We start from the raw sequence: 19,373 nt of genomic DNA, 5'->3' as shown, positions 1-19,373 counted from the left end.
CGGACGGAGTGTTGTCGGTGTGTGACGTTCCGTTTGTCCGGAAGCGGCCTAGGAAGGGGCGGGGGCCGGGCTGGAGGCGGCCGGGGGGAGCGAGTACGTCGTCGCGTACGGCGACGGGGTGACCGGCACGACCACGCCCGGGTCGGTCGTCGGACCGGGCGGCGCGGGCGAGTTGACGAGGGGCGGCGCGCTGTCGCCGGCCAGTTCCTGGGCCAGGGCGGCGAAGTCGACGTACCCGGTGGCCTCCAGGACCTTGATGTGGTCGAGGACCGTGGTGTTGGCGTCGTCGGCCAGGGCGCGGACCAGGGAGTTCTGCGTGCTCGCGCGGACCTCGGCGACGACCGAGAAGACCCTGCCGTGCGCGAGGCGCAGGATGTTGGCGAACTGGCGGTCGTAGTCGACGCCCTGGGCCTGGTCCAGCGTCGCGAGCCACTGCTTCTGCTGGTCGTTCGGCTCGTTGGGCAGGGCGAGCCCGAGCTTCGCCGCCACGTCCCGCACCCGGGCGTCCAGGAAGGTGTGGCCCGCCACGAGGTGCTCACCGGCCGTCCGCACGGCCTGCGTCGTGCCCTTCTGCTCCGCCTGCTGACCCGCGGGCAGTTCCCAGAGCCCGGCCAGCCGCACCTTGGTGACGAAGTCCCGGTCCAGTGCGGAGAGCGGGCCGTACGGGGTCGTCACGGTCCCGGCCTTGAGCAGGCTCAGTCCCGTGTCCGAGCGGTCGGCGTAGGACCAGATCGGGACGAGGATCGCCACGAGGGTCGCCGTCAGCCCGGCGATGATGACTCCGGTGCCGGTGAAGATGCCTCGGCCCTGGAGTGGCGGCCGTGGTCGCGCTCGCATGGTGCCTCCTGTTACGGCACCGCACGCTAGTACGTTTCAGGTGCGGGGTGCACATATTACCGTCGGGTCAACACCGACGGCCGAGCGTCCCACGGGCGCCGGCCACGGGACGCGGGGCGGCCCCCTCAGCGCCGCAGCAACACCTTGCGCGTGGCCCGGGCCAGCCGGACAGCGGGCCTGCGGGACCTCGGCGCGGGCCCCGACCGCTCCACCCACCACTCCCGCACCTGACGCCGCGTTCTGGCCTCCGCCAACGCGCCGCCGCCGAACAACAGGTGCTCGGCGAAGGTCAACGCGTCCCGCCGGTACCCGTCCGTCATCGGCGACCCCTGGGCGTACGCCAGGAACGCCGGCCGGTAGCCGGACCCCAGGATCAACGGCAGCTCCGGCGCCACCTTGGCCACCACGTCCGCCCGCTTCCCCGCGAGCGCCCGCGCCTGCACCCCGAGCCGCACCCGGTCGAAGCCCTCCGGGGCCGGAGTCCCCGCCACCAGCGCGGACAACAGCGCGGTCTGAGCGAGGGCGAGCCGCTGCCGGACGGCTTCGGCCGGAGCACCGGCCGACTCCTTCGAGGACGCGGAGCGCCCCGTACCGCTGGGCGGCCCCTGCGAAATCCTCGCCCGCCCCGCACCGGCGCGCCCGGCATCACCGCCGCCCCCCTTCTCCACGGCGTCCCGGATCGCCCTCAACTCCCCTTCCAGCTCGCCCGGTCCGGGGAAGTTCTCGTCCCGCTCCAGCAGCACCCCCGGAGGCGAGACCCGGGACGCGAGGTCGGTGAGGATGTCGAGGACCGGTCGCGGAACCGGGTGGGCGTGGCTGTCGTGCCACACCCCGTCGCGCTCGAACCCGCCCGCGACATGGACGTACGCGAGGGCCTCCAGGGGGAGTTCGGCGAGCGCCTCGGCCGGGTCCTCGGCGCGGTTGACGTGGTTGGTGTGCAGGTTGGCCACGTCGATCAGCAGCCGCACCCCGGTCCGGTCGGCGAGGTCGTACAGGAACTGCCCCTCGGTCATCTCCTCGCCGGGCCAGGAGATCAGCGCGGCGATGTTCTCGACCGCGAGCGGCACCGGCAGCGCGTCCTGGGCGATGCGGATGTTCTCGCACAGCACGTCGAGGGCGTCCCGGGTGCGGGGGACGGGCAGCAGGTGCCCGGCCTCCAGGCGCGGGGAGGCGGTCAGCGGGCCGCCCGCCCGGACGAACGCGATGTGCTCGGTGACCAGCGGCGCCCCCAGTGCCCCGACCCGTTCGGCGAGCGCGGCCAGCCGCCCGGCGTCGGGCCGCTCCGCCCCGCCGAGGCCGAGGGAGACGCCGTGCGGGATCACCGTGACCCCGCGCGCACGCAGCCGCCGCAGCGACTCGGGGAGATGCCCGGGGCAGACGTTCTCGGCCACGACCTCGACCCAGTCGATGCCCGGCATACCCTCCACGGCGTCCGCGATCTCCGGCCGCCACCCGATCCCCGTGCCCAGTCGCTCCATGGTCCGTCCCCCTCCTCCGCCCGCTCCGGCCGCCGTCCGGGCGGCGTGACGGAGGTATGGCCCCGGGTGCCCGGTCCGAACCGTGGCACGGGGACCTTCAGAGCAACATTTGAGGTTCGGGAACAGCGGCCCCGTACGTCACCGCAGCGCCGGATGATCGGCGACCACCGTGCAGCTGCCCGGCGCGATCTCGGTGAAACCGGCGTCACGGACCAACGGCAGCCCGCTGGTGGTCAGTTCGCCCCAGCGGCCGGGGTCCGCGGTGCGCACGGCGAGCGGGAACCCGGCGTCCCGCCAGTCGGCCTTCTCCTCGTCCGACAGCTCCCACCAGGCCAGTTGGGCGCCGTGACCGGCCTGGGCCATCGCCTTGCCGGCCGACATGTCGAGATCCGGGTTGAGCCACAGCACGGGGGCGGCCGTGTCCGCCTCGGCCGGCGGCTCGGGGTCGTCGAGATCGGTACCGGAGACCTGGAGCCTGGCCAGCTCCTTGGGCCAGCCGTCGAGCGGCACCGGCGGGAACACCCGCACCTCGGCGGACTTCCCCGTCACCGTGATCCCGGGCAGCGCCTCGGCCCGCCGCCACTCGGCCCCGCGGGCCCGCCGGACGACCTTGCGGATCCGGGCATCCTGCCAGTCCCGCATGGCCTCGGCCCACTCGCCGTCACGCACGGAACGCTCGTCGGCGAGCATGACGAGAACGGCCCGGGCGGCCGTCTCCAGGGCGTCGGTGCGAGCGGGCGGGGCCGCCTTCTCGATCCGGACGACCAGCGGCAGCACGAACTGCGGCGCCTGGTCGCGGGCGGTCGGCTCGGTGCGGAAGGGGCTGTCGGTGGAGGGCGTCACGTCGTTGCTCACCGGACAACCCTAAAGCTCACCCGGAGCAGGCCGTCCGCTGAGCCTCCTGCCACTCGCAGACCGGGCACAGGGTGATCCCCTTGTACGACTCCGGGTACTCCGTGGGCTCGCGGCACAGCACGCAGTCCGCGTACGGCGGCCCCTCGGCGACCGGCGGCCTCGGCACGGCGCCGATGGTGCAGTAGTCCTCGCTCATGCCTCCAGCCTAGGACCCGATCAGCTGGGACACCTTCATGAACCGAAAGCCCCGCGCCCGCAGCCGGGGCACCACCTCCCGCACCACCCGTTCCGTCGTCGGCGCCGCACTGCGCGTGCAGTGCATGACCACGACCGACCCCGGCCGCACCCCCTCCAGCACCTGCCGGGCGACCGCCTCCGCGTCCGTCGCGAACGCGTCGCCGCTCACCACGTCCCACTGGACGGCGGTCACCCCGGCCGGGGTGAGCTCCTGGAGGGCCCGCCGGTCGTAGCAGCCGCCGGGGAAGCGGAAGTACGGCCGCGCGTCCGGCACCCCGGCCTTCCGGAACGCCGTGTACGCCCGCTCCACGTCCGCCCGCATCCGGTCCGCCGGCACCGTCGGCAGCCCGTAGCAGTCGGCGGTGAAGGCGTAGTGGCTGTAGGAGTGGTTGGCCACCTCGAAGAGCGGATCGCGCCCGATGGAACGTGCCTGGTCCGGGTACTCCTCGGCCCACCGCCCGGTCATGAACACGGTGGCCGGCACCTTCAGCGCCCGCAGCGCCGAGATCAGCCCCGGATTGTCGAAGTGCTCGCCCGCCGCCGCCCGCGCCCCCTGGTCCGCGGTCATGTCGGCGTCGAAGGTGAGCGCGACCGTCCGCCCGAGCGCCCGGGACCCGTTCCTGAAGACGGGGGTCAGCCCGCCCGGGCCCGGGGCGAGGGTGGGCGGCGCGGCGGTCGCCGAGGGGGCCGGCCGTGCCACCCGGGACGCCGGGTGGACGGTGGGGGCACAGGCCGTGAGAGCGGTGCCGAGAAGACAGGCGGCCGTCACGCGTCGTACAAGAGTGATCATCGTACGAAAATAGGGCGAACCGTCTTCTTGTCGTCTCAGCCCCGGCCGGGGCATCACCCGCTCAGATGTCCCGCTGCTCCAGCGGCTTGGTCGCCGGGCCCTGGATCACCTTGCCGTCGGTGTCGAAGCGGGAGCCGTGGCAGGGGCATTCCCAGGCGTCCTCGGCGCCGTTGAAGGCGACCAGGCAGCCCATGTGCGTGCAGCGCGGCGAGACCGCGTGCAGGGCGCCCTCGTCGTCGCGGTAGACCGCTACCCGGTCACCGTTCACGCGGACCACCGCACCCTCGCCGGGCGGCAGGGACTCCAGCGGCGGGGAGGGGCGCAGCCGGTCGCCGACGAAGTGCCGGGCGACCTGAGCCTGGTGCTTGAGGAAGGACGGGGCCTCGCGGACCTGCGAGCGCAGCCGACGGGGGTCGTACAGCTCGCTCCACGCGCACTCCTCGCCGGTGATCTGCGCCGTGAGCAGGCGGCCCGCCATGACGCCGCCGCTCATGCCCCAGCCGCCGAACCCGGTGGCGACATAGGTGTGCCGGGCGCCCGGGTGCAGCGGGCCGACGAGCGGCACCGTGTCCGTGGGGTCGTTGTCCTGGGTGGCCCAGGCGTGGGTGAACTCGACGCCGGGGAAGTGCCGGGCGGCCCAGGCCGAGAGGTCGTCGAAGCGGGCCCGGGTGTCCCCGGTGCCGGGCGTGAAGTGCTCGCCGGTGACGATGAGCAGCCGCCGGTCCTCGTCCCAGGGAGCCGTCCGCACCGAGCGGGTGCCCTCGTCCGGCGTGATGAACATGCCGTCCGGATCCCGCTCCCGCCCGATCGTCCCGGCGACCACCAGCTCGCGGCGCGGGGAGAGCCGGGTGAACAGCAGGGCCCGGTCGAAGATCGGGTAGTGGGTGGCGACCACGACGTCCCGCGCCGTCACCGTCGCCCGGGTGTCCGTCGTCAGCCGGCACGGCTCGCCCTCGTCGAGACCGACGACGACGGTGTGCTCGTGGACCGCCGCGCCGGATGCCAGCAGGTCCTCGACCAGGGCCAACAGGTACTTGCGCGGATGGAACTGCGCCTGATCCTCGACCCGCACCGCTCCCGCCACCGGGAACGGCAGCCCGGTCTCCGTCACGAACGACGCCCGCAGCCCCGCCTCCCGGGCGGCCTCCGCCTCGGCCCGCAGTTCCTCGACCCGGCCCTCGTCACCGACATAGGTGTAGGCGCTGCGCCGCTCCCAGTCGCAGTCCACGCCCAGCTCCCGCGCGATCTCGGCGGCCCGTTCGACCGCCTCGCCCTGCGAGCGCGCGTACAGCCGGGCCCCCTCCGGGCCACGGGTGCGGCGCAGCTTGTCGTAGACCAGGGTGTGCAGGGCGGTGAGCTTGGCGGTGGTGTGCCCGGTGACCCCGGCCGCCACCCGCCCGGCCTCCAGTACGGCCACCCGCAGCCCCGCCTGCGTCAGCTCCCAGGCCGTGCTCAGCCCGGCGATGCCGGCGCCGATCACGGCCACGTCGACGTCGAGGTCCCCGGTCAGTGGCGGCAGGGGGCCACCGGGTGCCGTCTCCAGCCAGTACGAGCCCTTGACGTGCCGGTTCTCGGTCATGCGGGCCGAGTACCCAGGGATTCACTCTTCCAGCAGCCGCCTGCGGGCCTCCGCCACATCGAAGTCCGCCTTCGGGTACTGCGGGTCCAGCTCGGACAGGTGCTCCAGGAGAAGACGGCTGACCGCCCAGTTGCGGTACCACTTGCGGTCGGCCGGCACCAGGTACCAGGGCGCGTGCCGGGTCGAGCAGCGCTCCAGGGCGATCTCGTACGCCCGCTGGTAGGCCGGCCACAGGGCGCGCTCGTCGATGTCCGAGACGTTGAACTTCCAGTGCTTGTGCGGGCGGTCGAGACGCTTGAGGAGGCGGTCGCGCTGTTCTTCGTACGAGATGTGCAGGAAGCACTTGATCACGGTGACGCCGTCGTCGCTCAGCGCCTTCTCGAAGCGGTTGATCTCGTCGTAGCGGCGCTCGATCTCGGCGGCCGGGGCGAGTTCGCGCACCCGGGCGATCAGCACGTCCTCGTAGTGGGAACGGTCGAAGATGCCCAGCTCACCGGCCTGCGGCAGGACCTTCTTGACCCGCCAGAGGAAGGGGTGCTCCCGTTCCTTCGGCGTGGGTGCCTTGAACGCCTGGATGCGGCAGCCGGAGGGGTTGAACAGGCCGATGACGTGCTTGACCGTGCCGCCCTTGCCGCTGGTGTCCATGCCCTGGAGCACCAGCAGCACCCGGCGCCGGTCGCCCGCCGTGCTCGCCGCCCACAGCCGTTCCTGAAGGTCGGCCAGCGGATCGGCCAGCCTGGTCATCGCGGCCCGGCCGGCCTTCTTGTCCCCGGGGCCGGCCGGGGTCCTCCGGGCGTCGTGGGAGGCCAGGTCCACCGCCTTGCCGCCCGGCACGCGCAGCGACTCACGCAGGGAGACGTCCGCACCGGCCTTCGAGCGCTTCCTGGACATGGCACACCCCTTCCGGTCCGGGTCCGGTCCCTCGGTCCTGCGCCGGGGGACCGGGGCGCGCCGGCCGTCCCGGAGGGGCGGCTACCTGCGCCAGGGCCCCGTCACCGCGAAGGTCGTCCCGGGCGTGTAGCAGTTGACGTACATCGTCTGCCCGTCGGGCGAGAAGGTGACGCCGGCGAACTCGCCCCACTCGGGTGCCTCGGGCGTGCCGATGTTCTGTGCGTTGCGGGCCATCGCGTAGACCTCGCCGTGCCGGGTCACGCCGAAGACGTGCTGGGCTCCGTTGCCGTCCTCGCACACCATCAGACCGCCGCTGGGGGCCAGGCAGATGTTGTCCGGGGACTCGCCGGGCAGCTGCACGTCGGTGTCCGGGCCGAAGACGATCACCAGGGTGAGCCGGCGCGCCGAGGGGTCGTAGCGCCAGATCTGCCCGAAGTGGGAGGCGGCCGAACCGTCGGCGCTGCGCGCGAACGACGACACGAAGTAGACGGACGTCCCGCCCCAGTAGCAGCCCTCCAGCTTCTGGGCGTGGGTGATGCCCTTCGGGCCGAAGTCCTGGAGCCTGACGGGTGTCTCGATGGCCAGCGGGTCCGGTACGTCGACCCACTCGATGCCCTCGAAGCAGGCTCCGGTCTCCTGGATCACCGACAGGTCCGGTACGCCGGGCACCCGCATCGCCTGGAGCCGGCCGCCCGCCCGAAGCGAACCGGGGCCGCCCTCGGGCCGGTCGGGCAGGAACCGGTAGAAGAGGCCGAAGGGCTTGAGGAAGGCGTCCTCGGTCTCGTAGACGATGCCGCGCTTCGGGTCGATCGCGATCGCCTCGTGCTGGAAGCGGCCCATCGCGGTCAGCGGTACGGCGCCCGAGCGGTGCGGGTCGACCGGGTCCACCTCGAAGATGAAGCCGTGGTCCTTGGTGTAGCCGTTGGTGCCGGCCTTGTCCTCGGTCTCCTCGCAGGTCAGCCAGGTGCCCCAAGGCGTCGGCCCGCCCGCGCAGTTGACGGCGGTGCCGGCGATGGCGACCCGCTCCGACAGCACGTTGTTGCGGGAGTCCAGCGTGAGGGCCGTACAACCGCCCTTGCCCGCCGGGTCGTAGGTGAGGCCCTCGACCGTCGGGACCTGGAGGGGCGCGGTGGGGCGGTTCTCGTGGTTGCGGACCAGGTGCACCCGGCCGTGTCTGCCGGGCAGCGCGGTCATGCCGTCGTGGTTGGAAGGAACCTTTCCCTCACCCGAACGCAGCTGGTCGCCCTCGCGGGAGAGGACCTGGTAGCGGAACCCTTTCGGCAGGTCCAGCAGGCCCTTCGGGTCGGGCACGAGGGGGCCGTAGCCGGTGTGGCCGAGGGACTGGGCGGCGGCGGTGCCCGCGAAGAGCTCGGACAGGGCTCCGGTGAAGGCGATGCCGACCCCGAGGGCCCCTGAGCGGGCGAGGACTTGACGTCGTGTTGCGGACATGGCGGTGCGACCTTCCTGCTGGCGGACAGGAACTGTGACGCCGCTGTGTCTATCACCTGGGTCGGCCGTCGGGAACCACGCGCGTAGCGTGTCCCCATCCGTCACTGCCCGGTCGGGTGCTCCTGTGCGCGCTCCAGGAAGCGCAGCAGCTCCACCGGGAAGGGCAGGACAAGCGTGGAGTTCTTCTCGGCGGCCACCGCGACGACCGTCTGGAGGAGCCGGAGCTGGAGCGCGGCGGGCTGCTCCGACATCTCCTTGGCGGCCTCCGCTAGCTTCTTGGAGGCCTGGAGCTCGGCGTCGGCGTTGATGATCCGGGCCCGCCGTTCACGGTCGGCCTCGGCCTGACGGGCCATCGACCGCTTCATCGTGTCCGGCAGCGACACGTCCTTGATCTCCACGCGGTCCACCTGCACACCCCAGCCGACGGCCGGGCTGTCGATCATCAGCTCCAGGCCTTCGTTGAGTTTCTCGCGGTTGGACAGCAGATCGTCCAGCTCGCTCTTGCCGATGATCGAGCGCAGCGAGGTCTGGGCCATCTGGGAGACGGCGAACTTGTAGTCCTCGACCTTGACCAGGGCGCTCGCCGCGTCGACGACCCGGAAGTAGACGACCGCGTCCACGCGCACCGTCACGTTGTCCCGGGTGATGCCCTCCTGGGCCGGCACCGGCATCGTGACGATCTGCATGTTCACCTTGTGCAGCCGGTCGGCGAACGGGAGGACCAGCGTGAACCCGGGCTCGCGCACCCCGCCCGTGAGACGGCCGAGGCGGAAGACCACCCCGCGCTCGTACTGCTTGACCACCCGGGCCGCCGCCGCGAGGTAGACGCACCCGGCGGCGGCGGTCGCCGCGGCCGCCGCCAACAGTTCTGGGAGCATTCCGACCTCCTCAGAGAGGTCCTTCTGTCTGCTCCTGCCACGATATGCCCGGTGCCTGGTCCGAGGCCACGACGGCTCCGGACCAGGCGGTGAGGGCTACGGGGCGGTGGCCCGCACGGGCTCCGGCTCGGTGACGCGCACCGGTTCCGTGCCGACCGAGCTGTGCCGTTCGGCCCAGTTCTCCAGGGCCGTACGGCAGGCGTGGTCCAGGTGGTGCAGGCCCGAGAGGTCCAGCTCCACGGGCCGGTCCTGGGGCAGCGACTCCAGGCTGTCGAGGATCTTCGGCAGCCGCAGGAAGGTCGCGTTGCCCGACAGGTGGGCCTGGACGGGGCCCGCGCCCTTGTCGACGATCTCCAGCTTGAGGTGCGAGGCCTCCCAGGCGGTCTTGGCGACGGACAGCGCCAGACCGATCAGCACGCCCTCGAACATGTTGACCGCGACAATCGAGACGGCGGTGGCCACCAGGATCAGCGCCTCACCGCGGTGGCTGCGCCACAGCGGCACGATGGCCCGGAAGGGGATCAGCTTGAAGCCCGCGTGGACCAGGATGCCGGCGAGCGCGGGCAGCGGGATCAGGGCGAGCGCGGAGGGCAGCAGGGCCGCGAACAGCAGCAGCCACACACCGTGCATGACCCGGGACGCCTTGGTCCGCGCGCCCGCCTGGACGTTGGCGGAGCTGCGCACGATGACCGCGGTCATGGGCAGGGCGCCGAGCGCGCCGCACACTGCGTTGCCCGCGCCCTGAGCCATCAGTTCCTTGTCGTACTCGGTGCGCGGACCGTCGTGCAGCCGGTCCACGGCGGCCGCGCTGAACAGCGACTCGGCGGAGGCGATCAGCGTGAACGCGAGGATGGTGCCGAAGATCGCCGGGTCGGCGAGCTCGCCGAAGGCCTCCGAGCCGGGGGGCTGGATGGAGCCGAGCAGGCCGTTCACCTCGACGGTGGCGATCGACAGGCCGAAGACCTGGGTGACCACGGTGGCCAGCAGGACGGCGGCGAGGGCGCCCGGCACGCTCTGGGCCTTCCCGGGCAGCTTCTTCCACAGGACCAGCACCGCGACGGTGCCCGCCCCGACCGCGAGCGAGGTGAGCGCGGTGCTGCTGCCCAGCGCGTCGACCACGGCACCGGGCAGTCCCAGGATCTTGTCGACCCCGGTGGTGGGCGCCTTCAGGCCGGCCGCGGAGTACAGCTGGCCGGCGATGAGCACGAGGCCGATGCCGGCCAGCATGCCCTCGACGACCGAGACGGATATCGCCCGGAACCAGCGCCCCAGCTTCAGGGCGCCCATCGCGAGCTGGATCAGCCCGGCGGCCAGCACGATCACTCCGAGCGCGGGCAGCCCGAACTCCTGCACCGCCTCGAAGACGAGCACGGTCAGACCGGCGGCGGGCCCGGAGACCTGGAGGCTGCTGCCCCGCATGACTCCGGTGACCAGCCCGCCGACTATGCCGGTGACCAGGCCCAGTTCGGCCGGGACTCCGGAGGCGACGGCCACGCCCACGCAGAGTGGGAGCGCGACCAGGAAGACGACCAGGGACGCGGTGAAGTCCTGCCGCAGGTGAGGGTATTTGGTCAGCACGGCGATCACAGGCCCTCGAACGCGTCGGACTCGGTGCGGTGGACGCGGACCGCGCCGGTGTGCACCTCGTAGTACCAGGCGTGCAGGGTCAGTTGTTCCTCCGCCAGCTTCTTGTCGATGAACGGGTAGGACCGCAGCCGCAGGATCTGGGCCAGGACATGGCTCTGCACGCCCTCGGCGACCTCCGGGTCCTCGGCCGCGCCGGCCGGACGCGGGGTGGCGTGGTGCAGCCAGTCGCGGACGGCCGGTACGGCGTCCAGGTCGTCGCCGCGGACCAGGGCGCCGACGGCCCCGCAGTGCGAGTGCCCGCAGACCACGATGTCGCGGACGCCCAGCACCTCCACGGCGTACTCGATGGTGGCCGCCTCGCTGGTGGGGTGCTCGGAGGCGTAGGGGGGAACGATGTTGCCCGCGGTGCGCAGCTCGAAGAGCTCTCCCGGGCGGGCACCCGTGATCAGGGCCGGGACGACCCGGGAATCCGAGCAGGTGATGAACAGAACCTGGGGGGACTGGCCTTGGGCCAGCGGGGCGAACTCCTCAGGGCGCTGTCCGAACGTACGGGCGTTGTCGATGAGGGGCTGCATGTGGTGATTCCTCCTGGCGCGCCGTGGGGGGCGCGTCGGGCTTGCCGAGTGCGCGGTTGCGCGTCGGCTCGCATGACAGTGATTCAGGTGAGGTGGGGGACTTCGCTGCCGAGAGCGGTGGAGAACAGCGGAGAACAGCGGAGAGCAGCAGACCGCGGCTGTCAGCAGTCGTCAGCAGTGGTCAGCGGCTGTCAGCAGCGGAAGACCTGGAGTGCCGCCGGAGCGTGGGCTGTCGAGGGTCTCGACAGGGGGAATCCGCTCGGGACGGAGTGGTGCCCGGGTGTCGTCGCCGACTCCTGGGTCAGTGCCGCGCGGTCGGGCCCCTGGGGTGCGAAGTCGACGGCGCGGTGCCGGTCGCGTGCGCGCAGGGGACCGGTCGGGTCGCCCGCGGGGTTGCAGTGGCGCTTCGTGGCGGCTTCGATGCGCAGCGTGCTGCCGGTGGGTTTGGTTCCGGCAGGAGCTTTGGCCTCGACTTGACGAACCGTGTGCGCGGTTGCGAAGCCCTCGGTGGGTGCGAAGAACTGGAGGGCGAACAGGACAGCCGTGAGGGCCGCGAGCGCGGTGCGTACCGCCTTACCTCGAAACATGCGCCCCCCTCTCGCAGTTCTGCATCTCCAGTCCAGACCAACACCTGGTCAACGGCTGGTCAAGAAACACCTTAGCCCGGCAAAGTTGTTTGCTGGGTTAACTTAACGTTTCCAGCTGAAGAGAGGCTGAAGCGCGCCGGGTCGCTGTCGCGAACTGGCCCTTGACGTGCGATGTTTCGCTGTGGTGGGGCGAGCTGTGGTTCGGCGGGCCGCGGTCAGGCGACGAGACCCTTGGCGTCGCGGGCCAGCGCGGTGAGCCGGGATATCGCGCGGAAGTACTTCTTGCGGTAGCCGCCGTTCAGCATCTCCTCGCTGAACAGCCGGTCGAAGGGCAGCCCGGAGGCCAGGACCGGCACCTCGCGGTCGTAGAGACGGTCCGCGAGCACCACGAGCCGCAGCGCGGTCGACTGGTCCGGCACCGGCTGGACATCGGTGAGGCACACCGCCTTCAGACCGTCGGTCAGGGCGCCGTACCGGCTCGGGTGGACCTTCGCGAGGTGGGCCAGCAGGCTCGGGAAGTCGTCCAGGGAGGCGCCCTCGGTGGCGTACGCCGCCGTCCTGACCTGCTCGTCGGTGAACGGCGCCGGCGCCTCGGGCAGCCCACGGTGGCGGTAGTCCTCGCCGTCGATGCGCAGCGGGCGGAACTGCGCCGCGAGGCCCTGGATCTCGCGCAGGAAGTCGACGGCCGCGAACCGGCCCTCGCCGAGCTTGCCCGGCAGGGTGTTGGAGGTGGCGGCGAGCGCCACACCCGCGTCGACCAGCTTGCCGAGCAGGGTGGAGACCAGAACGGTGTCGCCCGGGTCGTCCAGCTCGAACTCGTCGATGCACAGCAGACGGTGGCCGGAGAGCGTCTGCACGGTCTGCTGGAAGCCGAGGGCGCCGACCAGGTTGGTCAGTTCGACGAAGGTGCCGAAGGCCTTGAGGGAGGGCTCGGCGGGAGTGGCGTGCCAGAGGGAGGCCAGCAGGTGGGTCTTGCCGACGCCGTAGCCGCCGTCGAGGTAGACGCCGCGGGGGCCGGCCGGTGCCTTGGCCGCCTTGGCCCTGCCGAAAGCGGTGCCGAGGCCGAGGAAGCCGCGCTTGCCGCCGCCGACCGCGTGGGCGCCGCCGAGACCCGCCGCGAAGCCCTCGAGGACCCGCACGGCCTCGGTCTGGCTGGGCTGGTTCGGGTCCGGGATGTAGGTGTCGAAACGCACCGAGTCGAACCGCGGCGGCGGCACCATCTCGGCGACCAGCCGGTCCGCGGGGACGTGCGGCGCGCGGTCGCACAGGGACGGAGGGGCGGGCTCGGTCATCGCACCGGACCCGGACGCGGCGGGGGAAGTAGACACGGTTCACCATGCTAAGCGCCGTGCCAGACTGCACGACATGCGACGCCTGTTCCCTGTGACCGACGAGACAGAGATCCGAAGCCCCGAGACGGAGATCCGCAGCCCCGAGGGGGAGGCCGGCCACGAGTGGAGCCTCGCCGAGCTGGCCGCCGCCTACGCGTACCCCGCGCTCGGGCCGGGCGCAGGACCCGGGGCCCCCGAGGTCTGGCTGCGCGCCAACATGGTCTCCACCCTCGACGGGGCCGCCCAGCACGACGGCCGTTCGCAGCCCATCTCCACCGCGACCGACATGCGGATCTTCGGCACCCTGCGGGCGCTGGCCGACGTGGTGGTGGTCGGTGCGGAAACGGTCCGCCAGGAGGGGTACCGGCCGGCCCGCGCGCGTGCGGAGTTCACGGTCGCGCGGGTGGCGGCCGGACAGGGGCCGGCCCCGGCGATCGCCGTGATCAGCGCGAGCCTGGACCTGGACTTCGCCCTGCCGCTCTACACCTCGCCCCTGGTGCCCACGCTGGTCCTCACCGGCGCGGCGGCGGCTCCGGACCGGATCGCCGCGGCCGAGAAGGCCGGAGCGCGGGTGGTGATCGCCGGCGACGGCGTCGGCGTGGATCCCGCGCGGGCCGTACGGGCGCTGGCCGAGCTCGGGCACACCCGGCTGCTGACCGAGGGCGGGCCCCGGCTGCTCGGGCAGCTGGTGGCCGCCGGGGTGCTCGACGAGCTCTGTCTGACCCTGTCGCCAATGCTCACCGCGGGGGACGCGCAGCGCATCGCCGGGGGGCCGTCGGTCGCGGTCCCGGCGCGGTTCGCGCTGGCCTCGCTGCTGGAGGAGGACGGATTCCTCTACAGCAGGTATCGCCGGCCTTGACCGCGGGCGTATGGGTATAGGGGTTCGATCGGTACCGCTGTCGCCGACATCCGCGGAATCTGTCGTTCCGTTTGATGTCCGGCGGGCACACTGAATCCGGCAGTACCCGTGCGATCACGGGGCAGGATGGTTTCCGCAACGCGCAGAGAAGGGGACGCCCCGGTGTTCACAAGCGTTTTGATGATCGAGAAGGCCCTGACGTCCGCCGACGTGGAGTTCGTCACCACCTTGCACGGGGATGAGTCCGTCGCGTTCCATGTGCTGCTCCAGCCGCGGGGGGATCAGGCGGACCGGCTGCTGCGGGCCATCGACGACGTGGCGCTGGGCGAGCTGGACGAGGCGGTCCGGGAGCGCGAGACGCCCGAGGGCGAGGACGCCAAGGGGGTCGGGGAGCAGGCCCTGGCGGTGTCCCTCCAGGCGCTCAGAGCCTCCGGCAGCGAGGCCGAGGGGCGGCTCATCGAGGACCACCCCCTGGACGCGCTGAAGTCCCTGGTCGACGAGATCGGCGCGGACGAGGTGATCGTCCTGACCGACCCCCACTACGTGGAGGAGTTCTTCCACCGCGACTGGGCGTCCCGGGCCCGTCACAAGGTGGGCGTCCCGGTGCTGAAGCTGTTCTCGCACAGCAAGGCATAGGCTGAGCCCCGCACTCGTACCGCACCACCTTGGGGAGACACACGCATGGCACCCGGCCTTCCTACCGCCATGGACCGACCGCACTTCATCGGGATCGGTGGGGCCGGGATGTCGGGGATCGCGAAGATCCTCGCGCAGCGCGGGGCCAAGGTGGCGGGCAGCGACGCCAAGGAGTCGGCGACCGCCGAGGCGCTGCGGGCGCTGGGTGCGACCGTGCACATCGGGCACGCGGCGGAGCACCTCGCCCCCGACGCCACCTGTGTGGTCGTCTCCTCGGCGATCCGGGCCGACAACCCCGAGCTCGCCCGGGCCGCCGAACTCGGCATCCCGGTCGTCCACCGGTCCGACGCCCTCGCCTCCCTGATGGACGGCCTCAGGCCGATCGCCGTCGCGGGCACGCACGGCAAGACGACCACGACCTCGATGCTGGCCGTCTCCCTGTCCACGCTGGGCCTGAAGCCGTCCTTCGCCATCGGCGGCGACCTCGACGCCCCCGGGTCCAACGCCCTGCACGGCGAGGGCGAGATCTTCGTCGCCGAGGCGGACGAAAGCGACCGCAGCTTCCACAAGTACGCCCCCGAGGTCGCGATCGTCCTCAACGTCGAACTCGACCACCACGCCAACTACGCCTCCATGGACGAGATCTACGAGTCCTTCGAGACGTTCGTGGACCGCATCACCGAGGGCGGAACGCTGGTGGTCAACGCGGACCACGAGGGCGCCCGGGAGCTGACCCGGCGGGTCACCGCGTGTGACGTGCGCGTGGTGACGTACGGCGACGCCGAGGACGCGGACGTACGGGTCCTCTCGGTGGTTCCGCAGGGCCTGAAGAGCGAGGTCACCGTGGTCCTCGACGGTGCGGAGCTCACCTTCGCGGTCTCCGTCCCCGGCCGCCACTACGCGCACAACGCGGTGGCCGCGCTGGCCGCCGGCGTGGCCCTCGGGATCCCCGCCGCCGAGCTGGCGCCGGCGCTGGCCGCGTACACCGGCGTCAAGCGGCGCCTCCAGCTCAAGGGCGAGGCCGTCGGGGTGCAGGTCGTCGACTCCTACGCCCACCACCCCACCGAGATGACGGCCGACCTGGAGGCCATGCGCGCCGCCGCCGGGGACGCCCGCATCCTCGTGGTCTTCCAGCCCCACCTGTTCTCCCGGACCCAGGAGCTCGGCAAGGAGATGGGCCAGGCGCTCGCGCTGGCCGACGCCTCGGTCGTCCTGGACATCTACCCGGCCCGCGAGGACCCGATCCCCGGGGTGACGAGCGAGCTGATCATCGAGGCGGCCCGGGCCGCGGGTGCGGACGTGACGCCGGTCCACGACAAGGCGGAGGTGCCGTCGGTGGTGGCGGGAATGGCGAAGGCCGGTGATCTCGTTCTCACCATGGGCGCGGGTGACGTCACCGACCTGGGCCCGCTGATCCTGGACCGTCTCGCACAGTAAGGGGCTGAACTTCATGTCGTACGACGTCGAAAAGCCGGACGAGCAGTGGCGAGCGGAGCTGACGCCGGCCGAGTACGCCGTACTCCGCAAGGCCGGTACGGAGCCGGCCTTCACCGGTGAGTACACCGACACCAAGACCACCGGCGTGTACTCCTGCCGTGCCTGCGGCGCCGAACTCTTCACCTCCACCACGAAGTTCGAGTCGCACTGCGGCTGGCCGTCCTTCTACGACCCGAAGGACACCGACGCGGTCGAGCTCATCGAGGACCGCTCCCACGGGATGGTCCGCACCGAGGTGCGCTGCGCCCGCTGCGGCTCGCACCTCGGGCACGTGTTTGAAGGCGAGGGCTACCCGACGCCCACCGACCAGCGCTACTGCATCAACAGCATCTCGCTGCGCCTGACGGCGGACGAGAGCTGACGCCGGCACCCCGGAGTGAATGACCGAACCATTGGTCTGTTGACTTTCGGCTGATCGAGCCAGAGGATTCCGGGGGTGACCCACACCGAGCTCCCGACTGCCCGCACCGCCCTCCCCGTCGACCTCGACGAGGCCGCCCACCGCTGTCTCGTCGCCGGGTTCGAGGGGACCACCGTCGTCCCCGACAAGCTGAAGCGGCTCATCGACCGCGGCCTCGGCGGGGTCATCCTGTTCACCCGCAACGTGCGCGACGCGGAGCAGGTGCGCCGCCTCACCGACACCCTGCGGGCCCTGCGCCCCGACCTGCTGGTCGGCATCGACAACGAGGGCGGCGGCATCGGGCACCTGGTGGCCGCCGGCGCCCCGGAGGTCCCCGGCTCCTACGCCCTCGGCGTCGTCGACGACCCGGCCCTGACCGCCCGCTGCGCCGACGCGCTCGCCGGGCACCTCGCCGCCCTCGGCATCACCGCCTCCTACGCCCCCGTCGCCGACGTGCAGCGGAAGGCCGACAACCCCATCGTGCGCACGCGGGCCTTCGGCGAGGAGAGCGGGCTCGTCTCCCGGCACCTGAGCGCCTGGATCGCCGCGACCGAGGCCCGCGGCATCGCCTCCTGCGCCAAGCACTTCCCGGGCCACGGCGGCACCCTCACCGACAGCCACCACGAACTCGCCGTCGACCCGCGGCCGTACGAGGAACTCGACCTCGAACCCTTCCGGGCCGCGATCGCCGCGGGGGTGCCGATGCTGATGAGCGCCCACGTCGTGTTCCCGGCACTCGACGCGAACCGGCCCGCCACGCTCAGCCGGCGGATCCTCGGGGACCTGCTGCGCCACGAGCTCGAGTTCGAGGGGGTGCTGGTCAGCGACGCGCTGGAGATGAAGGCCATCGCCGACCTGTACGGGGAGGCCGCGGGGGCACGGATCGCCCTCGCCGCCGGGGCCGACCAGGTCATCGTCGCCGTACCCGATCTGCGGGTCACCCTGGAGTGCCGGGACGCCGTGCTGGAGGCACTGCGAGAAGGGGTGCTCGCCGAGGAGCGGGTGCGGGAGGCGGCGGGGCGGGTGCAGCGCCTGGTCGACCGGTATGCCACGCCGACGGCGGAGGTCGCCCCGTGGGACGCGGACGCGGGCCTGGAGGCGGCTCGGCGGGCCGTGCGGGTGCCTCCCGTGGGGGTGCGGGGGGCGCATGTCGTGGATCTGTTCCCGGCGCCGCATCCCGCGTTGAACTGGGGCGGGGAGGATCTGCTGACCCAGGTGCTGGCGGTCGACCCGACGGCCACGGGAACGGCGCTGGCGGGGGAGCCGGCGGATCCGGAGGGCGTGGCTGCGGAGATTCTGGCCAGGGCCGGAGACGCCCCGCTGGTCGTGGCCACGTGTGACGCGGGGCTGTATCCCTGGCAGGGGCGGCTGAGGGACGTGCTGGTGGCCCGGCGGCCCGAGGCGGTCGAGGTCGCCACGGGGCTGCCGGACGGGGGTGCGGTCTGTTCCTACGGGCGGGGCAAGGTCAATTTGCGGGCAGTGGCTGAAGTTCTGGTCGGTGCGCGATGAGTTTCATCCGCGGGGCGGTGGGGGCTGGTCGCGCCCCCGCGGCGGAGCCGCACATCGATACAGCCCCGCGCCCCTAAAAGCCCTCACCGATCACTTTCTTGATGCCGCGCGCTGCGAGATGTCCCTCATCGCCCGCCCGCTCCGCCAGGACCACCGCCGGGCGCAGCCCCTCCTGACGCAGGCGCATCCACTCCTCGAAGTACGCCCCGCCGGGCCCCGACACCGACCGGGTGGACGGGGTGCAGTCCAGGACCAGGGCCGTGTCGCGGGGGAGGGCGGCCAGAGGGGTCGCCCGGAGTTCCGCGACCGTCGCCGCCACCGCCTCCGCGATCGGCTTGGGGCGGTCCTGTGCGTCGAACAGGCCCAGCGTGTACTCCAGTTCGGGGAAGTCCGCGAGGGACCGGTCCACGTCGTGGGAGCACCACCAGGTCACGCCCCACAGGCCCGCGCAGCCGGAGGCGTTCAGGATCGTCTCGCGGGCGAAGTGCGGGGCGTCCGCGGCCGGGATGTGGGGTTCGGGGGCGCCGGTCTCCTGGACCCAGACCGGGCGGGCGGGGTCCTCGGCGTAGGCCTTGGCGAGTTCCGTGCCGTACTCGGCCAGGTGCAGGACCTGGGGCGAGCGGGGGCCGTAGAGGCTCGCGCAGCCGCCGGAGAAGACCCACGGGTGGACCGTGGTGACGTCGCCCTTGCGGGCCGAGGCCTCCGGGGTGAAGGGGTGGTCGTCGCCGTACCAGGCCGCGTCGTACGCGGAGTGGGTCACCAGGCCCGCGCCCGCGCCGAGCCCCTCGCGGGCGGCGGCGAGCAGGGTGTCCAGGTAGTGGTCGACCTCCGTCGGCGTCGCCGGGTTGTGCTCGATCAGGTTGTTGAGCTCGTTGCCCAGCTGGAGGCCGATGAGGTTCGGGCGGCCGGACAGGGCGCGGCCGAGGGTGCGCAGCAGGTCCGCCTGGGCGGCGATGGCGTCCGGGTCGGTGAAGACGTTGCGGTGGTGCCAGCTGCGGGTCCACTCCGGGTAGAAGTCGAAGCTCGACAGGTGGCCCTGCACGCCGTCCACCAGGACGTCCAGGCCCGCCTCGGCCGCCAGGTCGACCAGCTGCGCCAGCTGGTCGACGGCGGAGGCGCGGATCAGGGTGCGGTTGGGCTGGAGGAGCGGCCACAGGTGGAAGATCCGGACGTGGTCGAGGCCCAGCCCGGCGATCTGGTCGAGGTCCGCGCGGGCGCGGGCCGGGTCGAAGTCGTGCCAGGCGTGGAACCAGCCGTGGCGGGGCGTGTAGTTGACGCCGAAGCGGAGCGTGGGAATGGGATCCTCCTCGGGTTCGGGCCGGTCCGACGTCGGCCCGGCTCGTGTTCCGCTCGTGTTCTGCTCTTGTCCTGCGCGAATGTATCAATCACCATAGTCAT

Annotated in this window: 18 protein-coding genes and 1 pseudogene; 5 read left to right on the top strand and 14 right to left on the bottom strand. The window is 72.3% G+C overall.

The features are described from left to right. Positions 1–48: 48 nt before the first annotated feature. The 13 genes from H295_RS0102475 to zapE all read right to left on the bottom strand — a co-directional run bounded on the left by H295_RS0102475 (position 49) and on the right by zapE (position 13,035). Complete coding sequence (locus H295_RS0102475; protein WP_020133764.1) at positions 49–837, bottom strand: DUF4142 domain-containing protein; 789 nt, start codon at positions 835–837, stop codon at positions 49–51. Positions 838–962: 125 nt separating this feature from the next. Then, complete coding sequence (locus tag H295_RS0102470; protein ID WP_020133763.1) at positions 963–2,315, bottom strand: DUF692 domain-containing protein; 1,353 nt, start codon at positions 2,313–2,315, stop codon at positions 963–965. A 138-nt stretch (positions 2,316–2,453) separates the two neighbouring features. Next, the gene (locus tag H295_RS0102465; protein WP_020133762.1) at positions 2,454–3,170 is read right to left on the bottom strand and encodes an aminoacyl-tRNA hydrolase; all 717 of its coding nucleotides are present in this window, start codon (positions 3,168–3,170) and stop codon (positions 2,454–2,456) included. 16 nt (positions 3,171–3,186) lie between these two features. Next, on the bottom strand, positions 3,187–3,366 hold the full coding sequence (locus H295_RS0102460) for a hypothetical protein (RefSeq protein WP_020133761.1): 180 nt from the start codon (positions 3,364–3,366) through the stop codon (positions 3,187–3,189). Positions 3,367–3,375: 9 nt separating this feature from the next. Further along, positions 3,376–4,197 carry a polysaccharide deacetylase family protein gene (locus tag H295_RS0102455; protein WP_028808985.1) on the bottom strand — a complete coding sequence of 274 codons (822 nt, stop codon included), beginning with the start codon at positions 4,195–4,197 and terminating at the stop codon, positions 3,376–3,378. Positions 4,198–4,258: 61 nt separating this feature from the next. Continuing rightward, positions 4,259–5,776 carry an FAD-dependent oxidoreductase gene (locus tag H295_RS0102450; protein WP_020133759.1) on the bottom strand — a complete coding sequence of 506 codons (1,518 nt, stop codon included), beginning with the start codon at positions 5,774–5,776 and terminating at the stop codon, positions 4,259–4,261. 21 nt (positions 5,777–5,797) lie between these two features. Next, the gene (locus H295_RS0102445) at positions 5,798–6,667 is read right to left on the bottom strand and encodes a PPK2 family polyphosphate kinase (RefSeq protein WP_020133758.1); all 870 of its coding nucleotides are present in this window, start codon (positions 6,665–6,667) and stop codon (positions 5,798–5,800) included. 81 nt (positions 6,668–6,748) lie between these two features. Continuing rightward, positions 6,749–8,116, bottom strand: coding sequence for a PhoX family protein (locus H295_RS0102440; RefSeq protein WP_020133757.1), 1,368 nt, complete (start codon positions 8,114–8,116; stop codon positions 6,749–6,751). 101 nt (positions 8,117–8,217) lie between these two features. Next, positions 8,218–8,994 carry a slipin family protein gene (locus H295_RS0102435; protein WP_020133756.1) on the bottom strand — a complete coding sequence of 259 codons (777 nt, stop codon included), beginning with the start codon at positions 8,992–8,994 and terminating at the stop codon, positions 8,218–8,220. 96 nt (positions 8,995–9,090) lie between these two features. Next, entirely contained in the window at positions 9,091–10,581 is a 1,491-nt protein-coding gene (locus tag H295_RS0102430) for a SulP family inorganic anion transporter (protein ID WP_020133755.1), read from the bottom strand. Beyond that, positions 10,578–11,156 (bottom strand): carbonic anhydrase, encoded by a 579-nt coding sequence (locus H295_RS0102425; protein ID WP_020133754.1) that lies wholly within the window; start codon positions 11,154–11,156, stop codon positions 10,578–10,580. The genes H295_RS0102430 and H295_RS0102425 overlap by 4 nt, the downstream gene beginning before the upstream one ends. 191 nt (positions 11,157–11,347) lie before the next feature. Then, positions 11,348–11,743 (bottom strand): hypothetical protein, encoded by a 396-nt coding sequence (locus tag H295_RS0102420; RefSeq protein WP_020133753.1) that lies wholly within the window; start codon positions 11,741–11,743, stop codon positions 11,348–11,350. Positions 11,744–11,958: 215 nt separating this feature from the next. After that, the gene (zapE, locus tag H295_RS0102415) at positions 11,959–13,035 is read right to left on the bottom strand and encodes a cell division protein ZapE (RefSeq protein WP_020133752.1); all 1,077 of its coding nucleotides are present in this window, start codon (positions 13,033–13,035) and stop codon (positions 11,959–11,961) included. A 73-nt stretch (positions 13,036–13,108) separates the two neighbouring features. On the opposite strand from zapE, the gene H295_RS0102410 reads away from it, so the two are divergent. From H295_RS0102410 to H295_RS0102390, 5 genes are all read left to right on the top strand, one after another. Continuing rightward, positions 13,109–13,933, top strand: coding sequence for a pyrimidine reductase family protein (locus H295_RS0102410; RefSeq protein ID WP_028808983.1), 825 nt, complete (start codon positions 13,109–13,111; stop codon positions 13,931–13,933). A 180-nt stretch (positions 13,934–14,113) separates the two neighbouring features. Beyond that, a complete protein-coding gene (locus tag H295_RS0102405) occupies positions 14,114–14,569 on the top strand; it encodes a hypothetical protein (RefSeq protein ID WP_020133750.1) in 456 nt (151 codons plus the stop codon). A gap of 45 nt (positions 14,570–14,614) precedes the next feature. Continuing rightward, the gene (gene murC / locus H295_RS0102400) at positions 14,615–16,006 is read left to right on the top strand and encodes a UDP-N-acetylmuramate--L-alanine ligase (protein ID WP_028808981.1); all 1,392 of its coding nucleotides are present in this window, start codon (positions 14,615–14,617) and stop codon (positions 16,004–16,006) included. Between the two features lie 13 nt (positions 16,007–16,019). Beyond that, a complete protein-coding gene (gene msrB / locus H295_RS0102395; RefSeq protein ID WP_020133748.1) occupies positions 16,020–16,427 on the top strand; it encodes a peptide-methionine (R)-S-oxide reductase MsrB in 408 nt (135 codons plus the stop codon). A gap of 75 nt (positions 16,428–16,502) precedes the next feature. After that, positions 16,503–17,975: a glycoside hydrolase family 3 N-terminal domain-containing protein gene (locus H295_RS0102390; protein WP_020133747.1), complete on the top strand. Its 1,473-nt coding sequence runs from the start codon at positions 16,503–16,505 to the stop codon at positions 17,973–17,975. A gap of 73 nt (positions 17,976–18,048) precedes the next feature. Here the strand turns inward: H295_RS0102390 and H295_RS42630 are convergent. Continuing rightward, a pseudogene (locus H295_RS42630) lies at positions 18,049–19,367 on the bottom strand (glycoside hydrolase 5 family protein). Between the last annotated feature and the right edge of the window lie 6 nt (positions 19,368–19,373).

Source organism: Streptomyces sp. 351MFTsu5.1 (assembly GCF_000383655.1).
Taxonomy (GTDB): domain Bacteria; phylum Actinomycetota; class Actinomycetes; order Streptomycetales; family Streptomycetaceae; genus Streptomyces; species Streptomyces griseorubiginosus.
This window is presented reverse-complemented; position numbering and strand designations above follow the sequence as displayed.

Bases quoted from the DNA above. Each gene is read 5' to 3' on its own strand.
- H295_RS0102445 (WP_020133758.1), bottom strand. From the start codon at position 6,667: ATGTCCAGGAAGCGCTCGAAGGCCGGTGCGGACGTCTCCCTGCGTGAG.
- H295_RS0102405 (WP_020133750.1), top strand. From the start codon at position 14,114: ATGATCGAGAAGGCCCTGACGTCCGCCGACGTGGAGTTCGTCACCACC.
- H295_RS0102440 (WP_020133757.1), bottom strand. From the start codon at position 8,116: ATGTCCGCAACACGACGTCAAGTCCTCGCCCGCTCAGGGGCCCTCGGG.
- H295_RS0102455 (WP_028808985.1), bottom strand. From the start codon at position 4,197: ATGATCACTCTTGTACGACGCGTGACGGCCGCCTGTCTTCTCGGCACC.
- H295_RS0102410 (WP_028808983.1), top strand. From the start codon at position 13,109: ATGCGACGCCTGTTCCCTGTGACCGACGAGACAGAGATCCGAAGCCCC.
- murC (WP_028808981.1), top strand. From the start codon at position 14,615: ATGGCACCCGGCCTTCCTACCGCCATGGACCGACCGCACTTCATCGGG.
- H295_RS0102460 (WP_020133761.1), bottom strand. From the start codon at position 3,366: ATGAGCGAGGACTACTGCACCATCGGCGCCGTGCCGAGGCCGCCGGTC.
- H295_RS0102450 (WP_020133759.1), bottom strand. From the start codon at position 5,776: ATGACCGAGAACCGGCACGTCAAGGGCTCGTACTGGCTGGAGACGGCA.
- H295_RS0102420 (WP_020133753.1), bottom strand. From the start codon at position 11,743: ATGTTTCGAGGTAAGGCGGTACGCACCGCGCTCGCGGCCCTCACGGCT.
- H295_RS0102470 (WP_020133763.1), bottom strand. From the start codon at position 2,315: ATGGAGCGACTGGGCACGGGGATCGGGTGGCGGCCGGAGATCGCGGAC.
- H295_RS0102425 (WP_020133754.1), bottom strand. From the start codon at position 11,156: ATGCAGCCCCTCATCGACAACGCCCGTACGTTCGGACAGCGCCCTGAG.
- H295_RS0102475 (WP_020133764.1), bottom strand. From the start codon at position 837: ATGCGAGCGCGACCACGGCCGCCACTCCAGGGCCGAGGCATCTTCACC.
- H295_RS0102435 (WP_020133756.1), bottom strand. From the start codon at position 8,994: ATGCTCCCAGAACTGTTGGCGGCGGCCGCGGCGACCGCCGCCGCCGGG.
- msrB (WP_020133748.1), top strand. From the start codon at position 16,020: ATGTCGTACGACGTCGAAAAGCCGGACGAGCAGTGGCGAGCGGAGCTG.
- zapE (WP_020133752.1), bottom strand. From the start codon at position 13,035: ATGACCGAGCCCGCCCCTCCGTCCCTGTGCGACCGCGCGCCGCACGTC.